Source organism: Nocardia sp. NPDC050710 (genome assembly GCF_040654375.1).
Taxonomy (GTDB): domain Bacteria; phylum Actinomycetota; class Actinomycetes; order Mycobacteriales; family Mycobacteriaceae; genus Nocardia.
In genome coordinates, this window is the sequence record NZ_JBFAHV010000001.1 from 677,800 (window position 1) to 695,984 (window position 18,185).

An 18,185-nucleotide genomic window follows, 5' to 3' on the forward strand; every position below is an offset into this window, starting at 1 on the left:
CTCCGGCTTCACGCCGGAGGTCGTTCGGATCTACCGCGAGGGAGGCGGGGTCACCAACCGCGCTCGGCGAGCCGGTGCGGCTGCGCGATCTCCTCGACATTGATGCCGACCATGGCCTCACCCAGACCGCGCGACACCTTGGCCAGCACGTCCGGGTCGTCGTAGAAGGTGGTGGCCTTGACGATGGCCGCGGCGCGCTCGGCCGGGTTGCCGGACTTGAAGATGCCCGACCCGACGAAGACGCCTTCGGCGCCGAGCTGCATCATCATGGCGGCGTCGGCCGGGGTGGCGATGCCACCGGCGGTGAACAGCACGACCGGGAGCTTGCCGGTCTCGGCGACCTCGCGCACCAGCTCGTACGGCGCCTGCAACTCCTTGGCCGCGACGTAGAGCTCGTCGGCGGGCAGCGACGACAGCTTGCGGAGCTCCTGGCGGATCTGGCGCATGTGGGTGGTGGCGTTGGACACATCGCCGGTGCCCGCCTCACCCTTCGAGCGGATCATGGCGGCGCCCTCGGTGATACGGCGCAGCGCCTCACCCAGGTTGGTGGCGCCACAGACGAAGGGCACGGTGAAGTTCCACTTGTCGATGTGGTTGGCGTAGTCGGCGGGGGTCAGCACCTCCGACTCGTCGATGTAGTCGACGCCGAGGCTCTGCAGGATCTGGGCCTCCACGAAGTGACCGATCCGGGCCTTGGCCATGACCGGGATGGAGACAGCGGAGATGATGCCGTCGATCATGTCCGGGTCGCTCATCCGGGAGACGCCGCCCTGGGCGCGGATATCGGCCGGAACGCGCTCCAGCGCCATCACCGCGACAGCGCCCGCGTCTTCCGCGATCTTGGCCTGCTCGGGGGTGACGACGTCCATGATCACCCCACCCTTGAGCATCTCGGCCATGCCGCGCTTCACGCGGGCGGTGCCGACGGTGTTGGTGGATTCGGGCGTGGTCACGGCAAACTCCTGAGTCATTGGCGCCAATCGGGTCGCGCGGATGGAAATCGACCCAATTCTAGGCGTGCCCAGAAAGCCACTTGATAGCCAGTTGCGGACCACTGGTCTGGTCACCTCGGCGTGTCCGCACCGGACACGGCGTATCACGCCCGACTGGACCCGGATCCGCCAGCGGCGACGCTACCGCGGCCCCAGCGAGCGACCACAACGCAATCCGGTAAGCACCGGGCGAATCCGCTTGTCCGCCAATCGATTCGCCCGTCACCCGGACCGCGCCGGGTCTACCTCAGATCGGATCGACGACCAGCAACTGGGCCCAGTACTCCGCGGCCGAGGGGCCGAGAATCGGCAAAAGGAAATCGAACAGCAGGTACGACATGAACTAGCTACCTCCACACACCTGAACGGGACCGCCCCACGGCAATGTGGAGCATCGGCACCGGACTACCCCCGGGGCCGCAATCCAGTCACGAAGCTAGCACGTTCGTGAAGCACATCACAGGGTCAAACAGGATCCGCGCGTCAGCGGATGGAACGCACCTCGAGGTCGGCGGTGTTGGACGCGGCCGCGGCGGCCTCGTCGAGCAATTGCTCCAAGTGGTACGGGTAGACCGTTTCACCCGACGCGTCGAGCGCCACGATATCGGCCGCGGTACACCACTTGTGGCCGGTAATGGAGCGTCGCTCCACGGCGGTCAGATTTCCCGGCTCGGGTTCGTAGGCGGCCACCCGCAGCACGAAGAACAGCTCCTCCGCGCGAATCAGCTCACCGTTGAACGGGAAGACCGCGACCCGGCGCCACAGCGGCCCGCGCAGGGTGGCCGGATCGGCGGTGTGCCCGGTCTCCTCCCACAGTTCGCGCACCGCGGCGCCGCGCAAGGTCTCCCCCGGATCCACGCCGCCGCCGATGGTGAACCAGAACGAATCTTCCGGGGTGTTGGGATCGTGACCGCGCATCAGCAGTACCCGATCCCGCTCGTCCAACAGCACCACCCGCGCCGAGGTGCGGATGGTGTCCACCGCGAGCCCGGTCGAGGCGGCCGGCGTGGCCCGTTCGGTGATCTCGAAATAGGTGGGCAGCGGCGCGGTGCCGCCGAGGTGCAGGATGCGGACCGGGCGGCGGGTGCGCAGCGCCAGCGTGTCGCGCACCGCGTCATTGTGGAAACGGCGGGCGATCAGCACCCTGGCCTCGGCATCGGCGAGCTCGGCGACCAATTGCGGACGCAGCAGGGCGATATCGATCCCCGACAGTGCCGCGGAAAGCTGGTTCTCGACCGTCTCGCGGTCCGCCCGCCCCGCCCGCTCGGCTCGACCCGCCAGCGCGGTGAGCTGTTTGGCCTGATCGGCCAGCGCCGGATCGGAGACCGGTCCCGCGATCGCCATCGCGACCGAGCGGGCCACCACCGCCCGCCGGGCCAGCGCACCCTCCAGTGCCTGCCAGGACTGATCGGAACGCACGTGCAGCCGGTCCAGCCGGTTGGCGGTCGAGTAGGCCCACAGTCCGATCGCGACGATCACCGCCGCGATCAGCGCGAGGACGAGGACCGTGGTGGCGGAGAAGGTGATCATCCGGCGGCCCGCACCCTGATATCGCCGACGGTGACGGTTTCGTAGACCCGCAGGATCTGTTCGGCCACCACCGGCCAGTCGTACTCGCCGACCACCTGCGCGGCGGTCCTGACCAATGCCGCGCGCCGCCGTTCATCGGTGAGCACGGTCTCGATGGCCGCGGCCAACCCTGCCGAATCGCCCACCGGCACCAGGATGCCCGCGGTCCCGTCGCGGAGCACCCGGCGGAAGGCATCCAATTCGCTGGCCACCACGGGCGTTCCGGCGGCCATCGCCTCGATCAGAATGATGCCGAAGCTCTCCCCGCCGAGATTGGGCGCCACGTAGACATCCGCGCATCGCATCGCCGAGGCCTTCTCCTCATCCGAGACCTGGCCGAGGAACCGCAGATGTCCGGCGAGCGGGCCCGCCTCGCGGCGCAGGCGCTCCTCGTCGCCGCGCCCGACGATCAGAACCTCCAGATCCGGATGGTTACGCACCAGATCCGGCAGCGCGCCCAGCAGCACCGCCATCCCCTTGCGCGGCTCGTCGTAGCGGCCGAGGAACAGCACCGTCCGGCCCTTTCGCGGGTAGCCCGGCAGCATCGGCGCCCGCGCGAAGGCGGGCACGTCGACCCCGTTCGGGATTTCCACGGCGTCCGAGCCGAGCGCCTCCACCTGCCAGCGCCTGGCCAGCTCGGAGACCGCGATCCGGCCGCTGATCTTCTCGTGATAGGGCCGCAGCACCCCCTGAAAGGTGCTCAACACCAGCGACTTCGTGGTCGAGGTGTGGAAGGTCGCGACGATCGGGCCCTCGGCGATCTTGAGGGCCAGCATGGACAGACTCGGCGCGTTGGGCTCGTGGATATGCAGCACATCGAAGTCGTTGCCGTCGATCCAACGCCGAATCCTGGTGTAGGCCATGGGTCCGAAGGAGAGCCGGGCCACCGACCCGTTGTAGGGGATCGCGACGGCCCGGCCCGCCGACACCACGAAGTCCGGTAGCGGCGTCCCCTCGGACGCGGGCGCCAGCACGCTCACCTTGTGCCCGCGTTCGATGAACACCCTGGCCAACTCGACCACATGAGCCTGCACACCGCCGGGAACATCGAACGAATACGGGCACACCATCCCGATTTTCACGGCGTGGCCTCCTGGTCGACGCCCTCGCCGCGGTCGACGCGCCGTGCCTCGGCGATCCGGGCCAGCCGCGCCTCGGACAGATCGCTTTCCCACTGCGGTTGCAGCATGTGCCAATCCGCCGGATGCGCGGCGATATTCGCCGCGAATCGGTCGGCCAAGGCCTGGGTCGCGGCGGCAATGCCGCCCGAAACATCCAGCGGCGCCTCGGTCTTCATCCCCCAGCCCTCACGGCCGTCGGCATCTACCGTGAACCAGACGTGCACCGGGATCAGCGCCGCGCCGGTCTCGATGGCCAGTTTGGCCGCACCGGCGGGCAGCCAGGTGCGCTCCCCGTACATGGTCACCGGAACACCCTTGCCGGTCAGGTCGCGCTCCCCCATCAGGCAGACCACCTTGTTCTCCCGGAGCCGGGCCGCCAGCAGCGCGAACGGCGGCTGCTCACCGCCGGTCAGCGGAAACACCTCGAATCCGAGGCTCTCGCGGTAGGCGACGAAACGTTCGAACAGCGATTCCGGCTTCAGCCGTTCCGCCACGGTCGCCAAGCCGCCGTGATGGTGCACCAGCCAGACCCCCGCCGCATCCCAGTTCCCGGAATGCGGCAGTGCGAGGACCACGCCTCGCCCTTGCGCGATCGCGGCATCGAGGTTCTCCACCCCCTCCACGGGCGAACCGGTCAACGCCGCATGGTCCATCGTCGGCAGCCGGAAGGCTTCGCGCCAATACCGCGCATACGAACGCATACTCGCCCGGATCAGGTCGTCGGGCACCCGCTCCGGTGGGACGCCCAACACCCGGGCGAGATTGCGCCGCAGCTGATTCGGTGGACCGCCCGCGCGAAACGCCTTATTGGCCCGAGCGGCGGCACGGTCACCGCCCCAGTCGAATACGCGCCGTGACGTGGACTCCGGCAGCGCCCGCACCAGACGCCACCCGGCCGCGTACGCCCGGTCCGTCAGCGCGGACTTGATGTCGGTCATCCCCCGAATCCTCCCGTCGCGCCGGATGCTCCGGCCCGTCTCGTGCCGGTCGTTCCGGCCGATTTCCCTGTGCCGAAACGCGGTGCGATCACGACGGCTGCCCCGCCGGATCCGCGGTCCCCGCGGCCGGGTTCTGCGGCCGCGCGGGCGGAATCACATCCCGGGCGCCGGGCGAACTGCGGACCGCAAGCACCCGCTGGAAGACCGTCACGATGCTCAGCACCGCGAGGATCCACATCGCGACATGCACCGCCCAGGTGAGCCATTCGATGCCCCAATAGCCGCCGATGCCGGTGAAGCCCGCACCGACGAGCACGATGATCAGCCGGTCCGGCCGCTCGATGAGCCCGCCGTCCGCCGACAGCCCGCTGGCCTCGGCGCGCGCCTTGGCGTAGGAGATGACCTGCGAGGTCACCAGCACCACCAGGGTCGCGAAGAACAACGGCTTGCTGTGCTCGTGGTACACGGCCCACCAGGCCAGCCCGCCGAAGATGGCGCCGTCGGCCACTCGATCGCAGGTCGCGTCGAGCACCGCACCGTATTTCGTGCCGCCGCCGCGGGCCCTGGCCATCGCGCCGTCGAGCATGTCGAACATGACGAACAGCCAGATCACCATGGTCCCCCAGAACAGATGTCCGGTCGGGAACAGGGTGACCGCGGCCGCGATCGAGGCGGTAGTGCCGATGACGGTCACGGCGTCGGGGGTGAGCCCGGTCTTGACCAACGCCTTGCCCAGCGGCGCAGTCGCTTTCGCGAACGTCTCGCGGCCGAAGAAGCTCAGCACTTCTATTCCGCTTCCTTCTGCGCTGTGCGGGACACCCGCACCCGGTCGGCTCCGATGAGCGCGGCTGCGCGATTGTCGCTCACTCCGCCTCCTGCTGTGCCATGCGGGACACCCGCACCCGGTCGGCTCCGATGAGCGCGGCTGCGCGATTGTCGCTCACTCCGCCTCCTTCCAGGCCGCCGCGAGCAGCGCCCGCGTCTCCCGGAGTAGCTGCGGCATCACCTTCACCCCGCCGACGACGGTGATGAAGTTCGCGTCGCCACCCCAGCGCGGCACGATGTGCTGGTGCAGGTGGTCGGCGAGCGAACCGCCCGCCACCCCACCGAGATTGAGGCCGACATTGAAACCGTGCGGCCTGGACACACTCTTCATCACCCGGATGGCGCGCTGGGTGAAGGCCATCAATTCGGCGCTCTCGGCGTCGGTGAGGTCTTCCAGGTTGGCCACCCGGCGATAGGGCACGACCATCATGTGCCCCGGGTTGTAGGGGTAGAGGTTGAGCACGGCGTAGACCAGCTCGCCGCGAGCGATGATCAGGCCGTCCTCGTCGGACATCTTCGGGATATCGGTGAACGGGTGCCCGGTGGCGTCCGCCGCAGGGCGGATGGTGGCCGCCTCGGCGATATAGGACATCCGGTACGGCGTCCAGAGCCGTTGCAGCCGATCGGGTTCACCCGGGCCTCGATCCACGATGCTGTCCTCGTTCGCGGTGCCGTTGATCGGTTCGGACACCGTACGCTCGCTCATACCGTCCCCGCCGACACGATCTCGAAACCCTCCGCCGTCGGTGAGGCGTTCTCGCGATGGGCGATCCACTGCACCACGGTGGCGACCGCGTCGGCCACCGGCACGCCGTTGACCTGGGTACCGTCCCGGAAGCGGAAGCTCACCGCGCCCGCGTTCACATCCCGCTCGCCGGCCAGGAGCATGAACGGCACCTTCTGCGCGGTGTTGTTGAAGATCTTCTTCTGCATCCGGTCGTCGCTGCGGTCCACCTGGGCGCGGATGCCCGCGTCGTGCAGCTGCTCGATCACTCGATCCAGGTGCGGCGCAAAGGCTTCCGCGACCGGGATGCCGACCACCTGGACCGGCGAGAGCCAGGCCGGGAAGGCGCCCGCGTAATGCTCGGTGAGCACGCCGAAGAAGCGTTCGATGGAGCCGAAGAGCGCGCGGTGGATCATGACCGGCCGCTGCTTGGTGCCGTCGGAGGCGGTGTACTCCAGGTTGAACCGCTCCGGCAGATTGAAGTCCAACTGGATGGTGGACATCTGCCAGGTACGGCCCAGCGCGTCCTTGGCCTGCACCGAGATCTTCGGGCCGTAGAAAGCGGCGCCGCCCGGATCCGGGACCAGTTCCAGACCGGAGGCCGAGGCAACCTCGGACAGGGTTTCGGTGGCCTCGTCCCAGACCTCCTCGGAGCCGACGAACTTCTTCGGGTCCTTGGTGGACAGCTCCAGGTAGAAGTCGTCGAGGCCGTAGTCCTTGAGCAGGTCGAGCACGAACTGCAGGGTGCTGGTCAGCTCCGCGTGCATCTGCTCCTTGGTGCAGTAGATGTGCGCGTCGTCCTGGGTCATGCCGCGCACCCGGGTCAGGCCGTGGACCACGCCGGACTTCTCGTAGCGGTAGACCGACCCGAATTCGAACAGCCGCATCGGCAGCTCTCGGTAGGACCGGCCGCGGGCGCGGAAGATCAGATTGTGCATCGGGCAGTTCATCGGCTTGACGTAGTAGTCCTGGCCGGGCTTGCGGACGGTGCCGTCGTCATTCAGCTCGGCGTCCAGATGCATCGCCGGGAACATGCCGTCGCGGTACCAGTCCAGGTGGCCGGAGACCTCGAACAGGTGGCCCTTGGTGATGTGCGGGGTGTTGACGAACTCGTAGCCCGCGGCCACGTGGCGGCGGCGCGAGTACTCCTCGAGCTCCTTGCGGATGATGCCGCCCTTGGGGTGGAACACCGGCAGACCGGAGCCGAGCTCATCCGGGAAGCTGAACAGATCCAGCTCGAGGCCCAGCTTGCGGTGGTCGCGGCGCTCCGCCTCTGCGAGCAGGTGCAAGTACTCGTCCATCGCCTCCTGGGACTCCCAGGCGGTGCCGTAGATGCGCTGGAGGTCCTCGCGGTCCTGATCGCCGCGCCAGTAGGCGGCGGAACTGCGGGTCAGCTTGAAAGCGGGGATGAACTTGGTGGTCGGGATGTGCGGGCCGCGGCACAGATCGCCCCAGACCTTCTCGCCGGTGCGCGGATCCAGGTTGTCGTAGATGGTCAGCTCTTTACCGCCGACCTCCATGACCTCCGGGTCATCGATGCCGGACTTGTCGCTGATCAGCTCCAGCTTGAACGGCTCCTTGGCCAGCTCGACGCGCGCATCCTCGACCTCGACCACACGCCGCGAGAAGCGCTGCGCGCCCTTCACGATCTTCTTCATCCGGGATTCCAGCTTGGCCAGATCCTCCGGGGTGAAGGGGCGCTCGACCTGGAAGTCGTAGTAGAAGCCGTCCTTGACGGGCGGGCCGATGCCCAGCTTGGCCTCGGGGAACTCCTGCTGCACCGCCTGCGCCAGCACATGTGCGGCCGAATGCCGGATCACGCTGCGGCCGTCCTCGGTATCGGCCGCGACCGGCTCCACCTCGACGTCGACGTCGGGGATCCAGGACAGATCCTTCAGCGCGCCCTCGGCGTCGCGCACCACGACGATGGTGTCCGGCCCCTTGGTCGGCAGGCCCGCCTCCCGCACCGCGGCGCCCGCCGTAGTCCCGGCCGGCACCCGGACGAGGGCAGCTGGGCTGATGGGGGCTGAGGTGGTCACGGCAGCGCACTCCTTGGCGTTTCTCGTGGGCGGGTCTTTCCCGCACGCGTCATCGTCCGGTCACGTTTTGCACCGGCGCGACCATGCTATCGGGACGGTGACGGGCACGTGCCGATGGACCGCCCCCGCCGCGTCGCCGGTCCGACGTTCCCGCACGCCATCGGGTGCAGCGGTGGCGGTTCCCGGCATCGAACGCCCGCCGGCGCCGCCGATCAGCCCGGTGCGTGGGCACTCCCGGCGCCGTGTGGCGTGTATCGCAGCTCGGCGACGAACGCGGCCCCGCGACGAAGGCGGTGCGGCCTTCGCGCCGCTCAGCTTTCCGAAGCGAGTTTCTCCAGCAGCGAGGTGCGTTCGGCGGCAGGGCGTTTAGGGCAGCTGGTGCACATCTCGCAGCCGGGAACCTCGAAGACCAGGCAGCAGGAGATGCGGCGGACGAAGGTGCGTCCTTCGATCTCGACGAAGCGCGGTACCGGAAGTCTGCCGCCCACCTCGGTGGCCAGTTGAGTGCCCGCCTCGGGGACGCCGGCATCGAGGGCACGGTTGCCGATGGCGTCGGCGGCGATCGCCCAGAGCGCGGCAATCCCCGCACCCGAGACCGCCGCCACCGGTGGAATCACCGTGGCGAGAGTGTCGTGCAGTGCGATGGCGCCGGGGTCACGCGGCCCGGTCGCACGGGGCGCGGTGGTTCCCTCGTCATCCGAGGCGTCTCCGCTCGCCGCGGCATCCGGTCGCGGGGCGGGCAGGATGTGGACGCGTTCGATACCGCCATCCGGCCGGACCTCGCAGTCGAGGCGATCCAGCGCCGGTTCCGGCGCGGGCGTCCCCTCGGCGTAGGCCCGCGCGAGCTGTTCGACCAGCGCCGAGGCCACCATGCACCACCACAGCGTGCCCGCGATGCGGAGCGAGGCGGTGCCCCAGGACTGCCCCATCTCCGCGATCCGTGCGGTCAGCCACTCGGGCTCGGTGAGGGTGTTTCCCGGGACGGAATTCACCGTGCGAGGGGACTGCGTAACCATTCCGATTCGACTCCGATCCAGCCGCCGATCATCCCGAATGTGCCGAGAACCCAGAGCGTCGCAATGACCAGCAACGCAGTAGCTATCGCCGCGAACGCCCGCATGGCCAGACCTCGCGCCGAGAACCAGGCCATGCCCTGCCGATACTTGCCCCGCAGCCAGCCCAGCGCGTGGCGCGCCCAGGCGAATTCGGTGGCGAGGATGCCGAGTCCGGCGAACACGATCGCCCAGCCGGGTCCGGGGTAGGGAATCGCGAGAATTCCCAGGATCAGCACCGCGATGCCGATGACCGCGACCCCGATCCGGTAGGCGAGGTTCAGCGTAGGACGCGCGGACACCCCGGTACGGAAGGCGCGCCATCCGGACGGCGGTGTCGTCGGTCTCGGGTCAAGCTCCGTACTCACAACCGCCAGCCTACGAGGCGCGCGGGACCTCGGATGCGACTCGGCCGCTGGCAAACACGGAGAAACCCGCCTCGCCGCTGCCGCTGCCCGCCCGCACCCATCCCGCCCGGCGCGGGTGAGCCGGACGGGATAGGGCGCATGCGGTCAGACGAGTTCGGGTATCGCCCGCTGTCCCGCGTTGTCATCGATGTGGGCCAGCCCGTCCACGGTGACTTCGATGACCCGGGCGCTGGCGATATCGAAGAACAGCCCCGACACCGTGACACCACGTTCGACCACCGCGGCGCGCACCGCCGGATGCCGGTGCAACGTCTCCAGCTGCACCGCCACATTCACCATGCTCAGCTGGTCCACTTCGCCGAATCCGGCGGACCGTGCCGCGATCGCCACCGGATGGTCGAGCCGGAACCGGTCCAGGCTGGACTGGGCGTGTGCGAGCCAGCTGCTGATCCCGGGGTCCGCCTGGGCACCGGAGTGCAGTGCGGCCATGGCGCCGCAGGACGAGTGGCCACAGACCACGATGGAGCGCACGTTCAGTTCCTGCAGCGCGAACAGCAGCGCCGCCTCCACCGACGCGTCACCCGCCGCGGGCACCAGGTTTCCCACATTGCGCACGGTGAACAGGTCACCAGGACCGCTGTTGGTGATGACGTTCGGCACCACCCGCGAATCGGCGCAGGTCAGGAAGAACGAATCCGGGTCCTGCTTATCGCGCAGCTCGTCCAGGTGCGGGCGCACCACGTGGGCGTGGCTGCGGTGGTAGGCGGCGACGCCCGCCGCAACCGGATCAGGGTGCCGGTCCTCCCGCCGCCACGGGCCCAGGATTTCCTCGAACACCGCCCGGCCGAAGCCGCGCGCGGGCGGTCCGGCCGCCGCGTTGGCCATCCGCGCACTGCCGATCTCGACGAAATCGACACTGCCGCCGTTACTTTCCTGCTGGCGCACCCACTCCTCGATGGCCTCGAAGGCGGCGTGGTCCAGGAAGTCCACCGTCATCTCGACAGTGACATCGGCGTCGGCGGGTACTTTCGCGAACTCGGCCGAGAGCTTCGGCAGCGCCAGGAAGGTGCAGGACCCGTCGATGGTGATCAGCCACCGCTGTGACGCCGGAATCTGCTTGGCGACGATGGCGACCCGCACCACCCGCCACAGCAGCAGACCGAAGGCCAGCACCAGCCCGATGATGACGCCTTCGAGCAGGTTCAGGAACACCACGCCGAGCACCGTCACCGCATAGACCAGCAGGTCGCCAGTCCGCCGGGCCATCTTGATGTGGGCCAGCTTCACCAGCTGCACGCCGATCACGATCAGCAGACCCGCCAGCGCCGCCTTCGGGATCTGCTCGACCAAACCGACCAGCGCCACCGAGAAGATCAGGATCCACAGCCCATGCAGCACCGCCGAGGCCCGGCTACGGGCACCCGCCTGCACGTTGGTGGCACTGCGGACGATCACACCCGTCACGGGCAAGCCGCCGAGTAAGCCGGAGAGCACATTGGCCGAGCCCTGGCCGATGAGTTCACGGTCGAAGTTGGTGCGGGTGCCGGTGTGCATCTTGTCCACCGCGACCGCCGAGAGCAGGCTCTCGACGCTGGCGATGAGCGCGATGGTCAGCACCATGACCGCGACCGCGGACCAGCCGCCGTCCGGGATCTGTGGCAGTCCGATGGCGTCGAAGAGCGAGCCGCTCAACACGATTCGCTCCGCACCGGTCGGCAGCACCATCGCGAGCACCGTGCCCGCCAGCACCGCGACCAGCGGACCCGGGATCACCCGGATCTTGGCCGGGACGTAGCGCCAGCCCAGCATGATCGCGATGACCACGCCGCCGACGAACGCGTCGCCGCCGTGCAGCGACATCAGCTGGCCGGGCAATTCGGTGAGGTTGTTCCACGCCGAGCTGTGCGAGGAACCGCCGAGCAGCACGTGAATCTGTTGCAGCGCAATGGTGATACCGATACCAGCCAGCATCGCGTGCACCACCACGGGCGCGACGGCGAGGGCCGCCCTGGCAATGCGGCTGAGCCCGAACAGGATCTGGAGCACGCCTGCGGCAACAACTATGAAACCGGTTACACGCCAACCGAATTTGTCGATGGACTCGGCGACGACCACCGTCAGGCCCGCGGCCGGACCGCTGACCTGTAGGAGGGAGCCGCCGAGCAGACCGGCGACGATACCGCCGATGACGGCGGCGATCAGGCCGGCGGCGACGGGCGCGCCGGAGGCGACGGCGATGCCGAGCGATAGCGGCAGCGCGACCAGGAAGACCACGATCGAAGCAGGCAGATCGTGACGCAGAATGGATGTCAGGCGATCGGACAGTGCTGTGGCAGCACGGTTTTCGGGCGCTGACGACGGTGGGGCGAGATCGTTCTCGACAACCATGACTTCTCCTTCGCCGACTCGGCGACGCTGTCCCGAAGTGGATGGCTTCGGGCGGCACGGCACCGAGGTCGGTTGACGATCAACATGTCCTGCAGGGCAATAGACCGCGAACCGGCATCTCGCGGTGAAGCAGTTCCCGACACAGCGGTGGGCCGAGATGTAAACCAGATCAAGGCTATTGGTAAAGACTTAGCAAAACCTGAGAAGTTCCCGAGGAGTGCCGGGCACCATAGCGAGCGGCCGGTGTGAGACTCCCCACACGGCAGCCGAATTGTGCTGTCGGACCGGCCATTCCGGCCCGACCGCGGGCGGCTAGACCGGCCCGGCCGCGACACGGGTCCTGCCATCATCGAACTCGGCGATCCCGTCGACCGTCACCTCGATCACCCTGGCCGTCGCCAGATCGAAGAACAGGCCCGATACCGCCACCCCCCGCTCCTCCACGCCACGACGCACGGCCGGATAAGCGTGCAGCGTCTCCAGTTGCAGCGCCACATTCACCATCCCCAACTGGTCCACCTCGCCGAATCCGGCGAGAGCCGCCGCCTCGGCCACCGGATGCCCGAGCCGGTACCGGTCCAGGCTCGGCCGCGCATGTGCCAACCAGTCGCCCAACCCCGGCCCGGCTCGCACCTCGCGGTGCAGCGCTTCCATCGCCCCGCAGCCGGAGTGCCCGCACACCACCACCGCCCGCACATCCAACTTCTCCAGCGCGTAGATCAACGCGGCCTCGACCGAGACATCACTGCCACCGACCGGCACCAGATTGCCGACATTGCGCACGGTGAACAGATCCCCCGGGCCGCTATTGGTGATCACATTCGGCACGATCCGCGCGTCCGCGCAGGTCAGGAAAAAGGAGTCGGCGTCGGGGCGGTGGCGCAGACCGTCCAGGTGCGGACGCATCAAATGCGCGTGACCGCGGTGGTAGGCCGCGATTCCCGCGGCGATCGAATCCTCCCGGTTCCCGCTGCGCCGCCACGGCCCGATCACCTCGTCGAGCACCTGGCGCGAATGACCGCGCTCCGGCGGGCCCGCCACCGCGGTGGCCATCCGCGCGGTGCCGATCTCGACGAAATCGACGGTGCCGCCGTCTGATTCGCGCCGCCTGGCCCATTCGGTGATCAGCTCATAGGAGGCGTGATCGAGGAAATCCACCGCCAGCTGCACCATAACTGGCAGGCCCGCAGGAACTTTGGCGAGTTCTGCGGTCAACTTCGGCAAGGCGAGGAAGGTGCAGGTTCCGTCGACCGTCACCACCCAGCGCAGCGCCGAAGCCGCGGGTTCGGCGATGATCGTCACCCGGACCACCCGCCACAGCAGCAGCGCGAACGATAGCACCAGCCCGATCACCATGCCCAGCAACAGATTCCAGAACACCACGCCGATCACGGTGGCCAGATAGACGAACAGATCGCCATTGCGCCGGGCCAGCCGGATATGCGCCAGCTTCACCAACTGCACCCCGATCAGAATGAGCAACCCGGCCAGCGCCGCCTTGGGAATCTGCTGCACCAGGCCCGCCAGCGCCACCGCGAACAGCAGGATCCACACCCCGTGCAGGACGGTCGCGGCCCTGGTCTGGGCACCGGCATTCGCATTGGTGATGCTGCGGACGATCACCGCGGCGATCGGCAGGCCGCCGAGCAGCCCCGAGGTGACATTCGCGGCCCCCTGTCCGACCAGCTCGCGATCGAAGTTCGTGCGACTGCCCGGGCGCGCCTTGTCGACGGCGACCGCCGACAGCAGCGTCTCCACGCTGGCGATCAACGCGACCGTCACCATGGTGACCGCCACCGTGAACCAGCCGCCCCGCGGAATCGCGGGCAGGCCGATCGACTCGAACAGCGAGCCGTTCAGCACGAGTCGCTCCACATGCGTCGGCAGCATCAGCGACAGCACCGTCGCCACCAGCACCGCGACCAGCGGTCCCGGCACCACCCGCACCCGGCGCGGCAGAAACTTCCACGCGATCAGGATGATGATGACCACCAGCCCGATGCACAGGTCGCCGTAATGTACCGACATCAACTGGTGCGGCAGCTGGGTCAGGCTCTGATACGACGAACTCAGCGAATTGCCGCCGAGCAGCACATGCAGCTGCTGTAGCGCGATGATGACGCCGATACCCGCCAGCATCGCGTGTACCACCACCGGTGCGATGGCCAGCGCGCCGCGAGCCACCCGGCTCAATCCGAACAGGATCTGCAGCACCCCCGCACCCACGGTGATGAAACATGTGGCCGCCCAACCGAAATGGTGCACGCTCTCGGCGACGATGACGGTGAGGCCGGCGGTCGGCCCGCTGACCTGTACCGCCGAACCGCCGAGCAATCCGGCCACCGCGCCGCCGATCACGGCGGCGATCAGACCGGCGGCGACCGGCGCGCCGGAGGCGACCGCGATGCCCAGCGAAAGGGGAAGGGCGACAAGGAAAACCACGATCGAAGCGGGTGCATCGTGGTGTAGTACGGCGTGTAGCCGCGACGTCCGTGGTGCGGGATCGGTGTCGGTGGACATATTTCTCCTTCGCCGTCTCGGCGGGAAGCCGATCCGGTTCATCGGTCAAACATGTTCTGGCATCGAAAGCGAGCGGCGGGCGAAGCGGAAGCCCCGGTGGAGAGTGACCCGTGACGCAGAGGTCTCCGCAATGGTAAAGACTTCGCAAAGCATGCGGAAAGCTTTGGGCGGAAACACCGATAACCGCTACCAAACTGTGACTCGAGTCACAATGAGGGAAAGGCGCCCTTCACTCCGCCCACCGCTACCGAGCGGGCCACTCGGCGCCGGTCGGCCGGGAAGATCAAAGAGTGGTATCCCAGGCCATTCTGCGCAGATCGAGATGCGGCGAAGACCTCAGTTGGTCGAGCGCCTCCCGAAGCTCGGGTGTGGGGGTGCTCCTATCGAGGAGGCCCAGTGCGAGCACACCGCCGGTCAGGTCGCCACGCGCGATCAGCGCCCGGACCGCGGGCACCAACGCCTCGGGTGGTTTCTTCCAACCGAAGAGAGTGGTGACGGTCGAGACGATCCGGGTGGCCGTCAGCGGAGTGAGCCGGTCGGCGAGGGCGTTCAGCTCGAAAGCCAGCGCCTCGGGATCGAAGTCGTGGACAGGTAGCCGGTTGATCAGCATGCGGGTGGCCAGGACGAGGTGCGGCGGATGGTCCAGCAGCAGCTCGGCGGCCGCCCGTGCAATGTCTTGTCGCCACTCCTCGGCGGTGGCGGAGTAGTTGAGAGCCCGGGCGACATCCCGGGCCCGCGCATGGTTCTCCGCGACGAGCAGGCGACGCAGGACCGTCAGCGCCTCCTCGCGGATCAGCCCGCTGTGGACCAGGGCGATGAACACCGTCAGATCGGTGTCGTCGCCATCGACGGCCGCCTCGATGATCTCACCGGTGCCGCGCCGGTACCACGGCACCCAGATCGCGAACGCTTTCGCGGTACGGAACTGGATACCCGGCCCCTCCGCGACGGCCAGCAGGTCGCGCACCAGATCGGCGACGGCAGGTCGGTGATCGGGTGCGTAGTCCTCGGGTGTCGCCTGCAGGAGCGTCCTGATCATCGGCTCCGACGCGAACCGGCGCGGCACTTCGGCGAGCGCCGCGCGGGCGCGTGGGTCCTCGGGCAGCCGCCGCAGCGCGACGGCCACCGCGATGCGCACATCGGGATGGAGTTCCGGCTCGGCCCAGGCGCGCAGCAACAGTTCGGCCGCACCGGGCACCCGCTGGGTGATCAGTTGGCGGGCAGCCAGTTTCCTGGCTCCGACCCGGCCCTCGAAAAGCGTCTGCGCCAAGCTCTCGCGCAGCCGCCACGGCGGGCTGACCCGACACAGTTTCGCCGCGGTGGCCAGGGCGACCGGACCCGGGATCCGCAGCAGCAACCGAGGCAGGACCCGCGGATAGCCACCGCACGCCTCGATCGCCGCTTCGGCGATGACGTTTTCGTCGCCGAGGGCATGCTCGACCAACTTGGCATTGTGGAACGGGATCCGGCCGAGGCCACGCAGCGCCCTGACGCGGTCCTCGACCTGGGCCTCTCGGTCGTCGACGATCGCCTCCAGCGTCGCGCCGATGGCGTCGCGCTGACGAGCTGTCCACCGTCCGGCCATGCCCGGCTCGACCTCGTGGTCGGCCAGTACCTCCTGCGGCTCATCGGGCAGCAGATCGGTGCGACGGCTCGCGACATTGCGCCAGACCGGCGTGAGGCGGATCGCGCGGGGATCGTCGTCCAACAATGCCGCGACCTGGGTGTCCTTATCCCGAACGCGGCGCAGCATCAGTTCCGCCGCCGCCTCCGCCACCTCGTCCGGACCCTCCAACGCCGCCTGCCGCAGGTCCCGCCGCAGCTCCGGCAGCCCGCGCAGCCGCGAGCCGAGGGATCGGGCCAGTGCGATCGTCAGGTCGTGATCGCGGGGACGCTCCAGCAGAGCGAGCAGTTCGCATTCCTGGCCGCGGCGCAGCACCCGGCCGAGGGTAGGCCGGTGGCTCGACGTCCGACCGGTCGATCGCCGATAGCCGCGGCCGACCGGTTCGGGGCGCGTCAGCGCCGCGGCGCCGAATCGGTCGATCAGCCGGGCATAGGTCGTCAACGCCCAGGTGGCGAGCGCCGGTTCGGTGTTCAATGCCCGGTCGGCGAGCTTGCGCACGGCCTCTCGGGTGCGTTCGGAGGTGTCGCGGGCATGGATGGCGGCATCGGCGAGCCGGTCGAGATCCTCGGCCCAGAGCGGGTCGAGGCGCAGTTCGGCAATGCCTTCCAGCAGGGCGGCGCGGGATGGGTCGCGCTCGTTGCGGATTCGGTCGACGAGTTCGCCGAGCACGGCCGCGGTCCCGGCTCTGTCGCCACTGCGCTGGGCGGCTCCCAGCAGTAGCGTGCGCGCGATGTCACGGCGGCGTGGATCGCCGGTGAAAGCCGCGGCCCGCAGTTCGGGTTCGGCCTCCGCGAACGGGAGGAACGCGGCGATCCGCAGCGTGATCTTCGGGTCGTCCAGGTGCGCCCGCGCCGAATGCCAGACCGAGGAATGCCACTCGCGCAGCCGCCGGGCTTCACGTGCAGCCAGCTCGCGCGGAAGCAGATGCAGCACATTCAGTGCCTCGAGGCCACGTCGTTCCAGCCGGGTGTAGATAGTGCCGCGCCGCTCGATCGGCATGGCTCGCAGGAATACGTCGGGTCTGCGGGCCGGTATGAAGGTCAGCAGTTCCTCGTCGGACAACTCGGCGCAACGCCTGACCAGGGTCTTCGATGCAAAACGAGACGACCGCCCCGGAGACAGTAGGCGCGCGGTGCGATGCAGGTCGGCCCGGAACAGCGGGCCGAGTACGACTCCCGGCAAGCCGTCCGCCCAGCGCCCCAGGTCGTGCCGCTCCAACAGCTCGAGGACCAGTGCGGGCTCCGCCCTGGCCGCTTCACCGAGTGCCACGGTCCGCCGCCGCCACAGGGCGACCCGTCGCGTCGCGAATTCCTCGTCGAGGCAGCGCAGCACGAGCTTCGGATGCCGACGGGTCAGCGTCTTCCACGCGGTGACCGCATGTGCGAGCGACGGCAGCCACCGGGCGACGACCGGCGGCGAGCACGCGGGCAGCAGCACGGCAGCCTCCTTCGCGCCCCATCGCTCGTTGACCTCGGACAGCAGCGTGTCGGCGAGTTCGGTCCGGCGGGCGTGAACGATGGTGCGGTACACCGCGAGCCGCAATGCGGTCGAGGCCTCGTCGAGAGCAGGTGGGATGGCTTCATCGGGGACGGGCAGGATGCGAACGGCACGCAATGCCGCCCGGCGCAGCTCGGGATCCGGCCCGGCAAGGACCCGCGTGATGTAGGGCAGATCGCGCGCCGCCATCGCCGAATGCAGCGCGATGCGACGGCCATAGTGGCCTTGACCGGCCATATCGGTGAGAAATTCGGCGAAGCCGGAATGTTCGGCATGTACTCGTGCGTGCTGCGCCAGCGCACGCATGCGCTGCGGATAAGGCAGGGATTCCACGCGATTCAGCAGGACGGAAGCCGGTTCGAGGACCGGCGTGGGGCTCAATGGCCCGGGCGCAGGACGCCCTTTCCACTTGTCGTCATGGGCACAGTATGCACCGGGAGGGAATCGACCGGCAAACCGACCGGTGACCGGCGACCGCATCGTCGGGATCGATCGACGTCGCACCTGCGCACGCCATGACCCCACGTA

The 18,185-nt window shown here is 68.6% G+C and carries 12 protein-coding genes; all 12 read right to left on the bottom strand.

What is annotated here, in order from left to right:
* Positions 1 to 50: 50 nt before the first annotated feature.
* The 12 genes from pdxS to AB0H61_RS03180 all read right to left on the bottom strand — a co-directional run bounded on the left by pdxS (position 51) and on the right by AB0H61_RS03180 (position 17,990).
* Complete coding sequence (pdxS, locus tag AB0H61_RS03125; protein WP_357298524.1) at positions 51 to 971, bottom strand: pyridoxal 5'-phosphate synthase lyase subunit PdxS; 921 nt, start codon at positions 969 to 971, stop codon at positions 51 to 53.
* 504 nt (positions 972 to 1,475) lie between these two features.
* Positions 1,476 to 2,519 (bottom strand): NUDIX domain-containing protein, encoded by a 1,044-nt coding sequence (locus AB0H61_RS03130; protein ID WP_357299832.1) that lies wholly within the window; start codon positions 2,517 to 2,519, stop codon positions 1,476 to 1,478.
* Positions 2,519 to 3,643 (bottom strand): glycosyltransferase family 4 protein, encoded by a 1,125-nt coding sequence (locus AB0H61_RS03135; RefSeq protein ID WP_357298526.1) that lies wholly within the window; start codon positions 3,641 to 3,643, stop codon positions 2,519 to 2,521. Before AB0H61_RS03135 ends, AB0H61_RS03130 begins: the two co-directional genes overlap by 1 nt.
* Entirely contained in the window at positions 3,640 to 4,620 is a 981-nt protein-coding gene (locus AB0H61_RS03140) for a phosphatidylinositol mannoside acyltransferase (RefSeq protein ID WP_357298527.1), read from the bottom strand. Before AB0H61_RS03140 ends, AB0H61_RS03135 begins: the two co-directional genes overlap by 4 nt.
* Before the next feature lie 88 nt (positions 4,621 to 4,708).
* Positions 4,709 to 5,404, bottom strand: coding sequence for a phosphatidylinositol phosphate synthase (gene pgsA / locus AB0H61_RS03145; protein WP_357298528.1), 696 nt, complete (start codon positions 5,402 to 5,404; stop codon positions 4,709 to 4,711).
* Positions 5,405 to 5,560: 156 nt separating this feature from the next.
* Positions 5,561 to 6,151, bottom strand: a complete 591-nt coding sequence (locus tag AB0H61_RS03150) for an HIT domain-containing protein (protein ID WP_357298529.1) — start codon at positions 6,149 to 6,151, stop codon at positions 5,561 to 5,563.
* On the bottom strand, positions 6,148 to 8,208 hold the full coding sequence (thrS, locus tag AB0H61_RS03155) for a threonine--tRNA ligase (protein ID WP_357298531.1): 2,061 nt from the start codon (positions 8,206 to 8,208) through the stop codon (positions 6,148 to 6,150). Before thrS ends, AB0H61_RS03150 begins: the two co-directional genes overlap by 4 nt.
* A gap of 311 nt (positions 8,209 to 8,519) precedes the next feature.
* Positions 8,520 to 9,200 carry a (2Fe-2S)-binding protein gene (locus AB0H61_RS03160; protein WP_357298534.1) on the bottom strand — a complete coding sequence of 227 codons (681 nt, stop codon included), beginning with the start codon at positions 9,198 to 9,200 and terminating at the stop codon, positions 8,520 to 8,522.
* Positions 9,197 to 9,628 carry a TIGR02611 family protein gene (locus tag AB0H61_RS03165; RefSeq protein WP_357298536.1) on the bottom strand — a complete coding sequence of 144 codons (432 nt, stop codon included), beginning with the start codon at positions 9,626 to 9,628 and terminating at the stop codon, positions 9,197 to 9,199. Before AB0H61_RS03165 ends, AB0H61_RS03160 begins: the two co-directional genes overlap by 4 nt.
* 144 nt (positions 9,629 to 9,772) lie before the next feature.
* Positions 9,773 to 12,016, bottom strand: a complete 2,244-nt coding sequence (locus AB0H61_RS03170; RefSeq protein ID WP_357298539.1) for a bifunctional SulP family inorganic anion transporter/carbonic anhydrase — start codon at positions 12,014 to 12,016, stop codon at positions 9,773 to 9,775.
* A 312-nt stretch (positions 12,017 to 12,328) separates the two neighbouring features.
* The gene (locus AB0H61_RS03175; protein ID WP_357298541.1) at positions 12,329 to 14,536 is read right to left on the bottom strand and encodes a bifunctional SulP family inorganic anion transporter/carbonic anhydrase; all 2,208 of its coding nucleotides are present in this window, start codon (positions 14,534 to 14,536) and stop codon (positions 12,329 to 12,331) included.
* A 283-nt stretch (positions 14,537 to 14,819) separates the two neighbouring features.
* Complete coding sequence (locus AB0H61_RS03180) at positions 14,820 to 17,990, bottom strand: hypothetical protein (protein ID WP_357298543.1); 3,171 nt, start codon at positions 17,988 to 17,990, stop codon at positions 14,820 to 14,822.
* Positions 17,991 to 18,185: the final 195 nt, after the last annotated feature.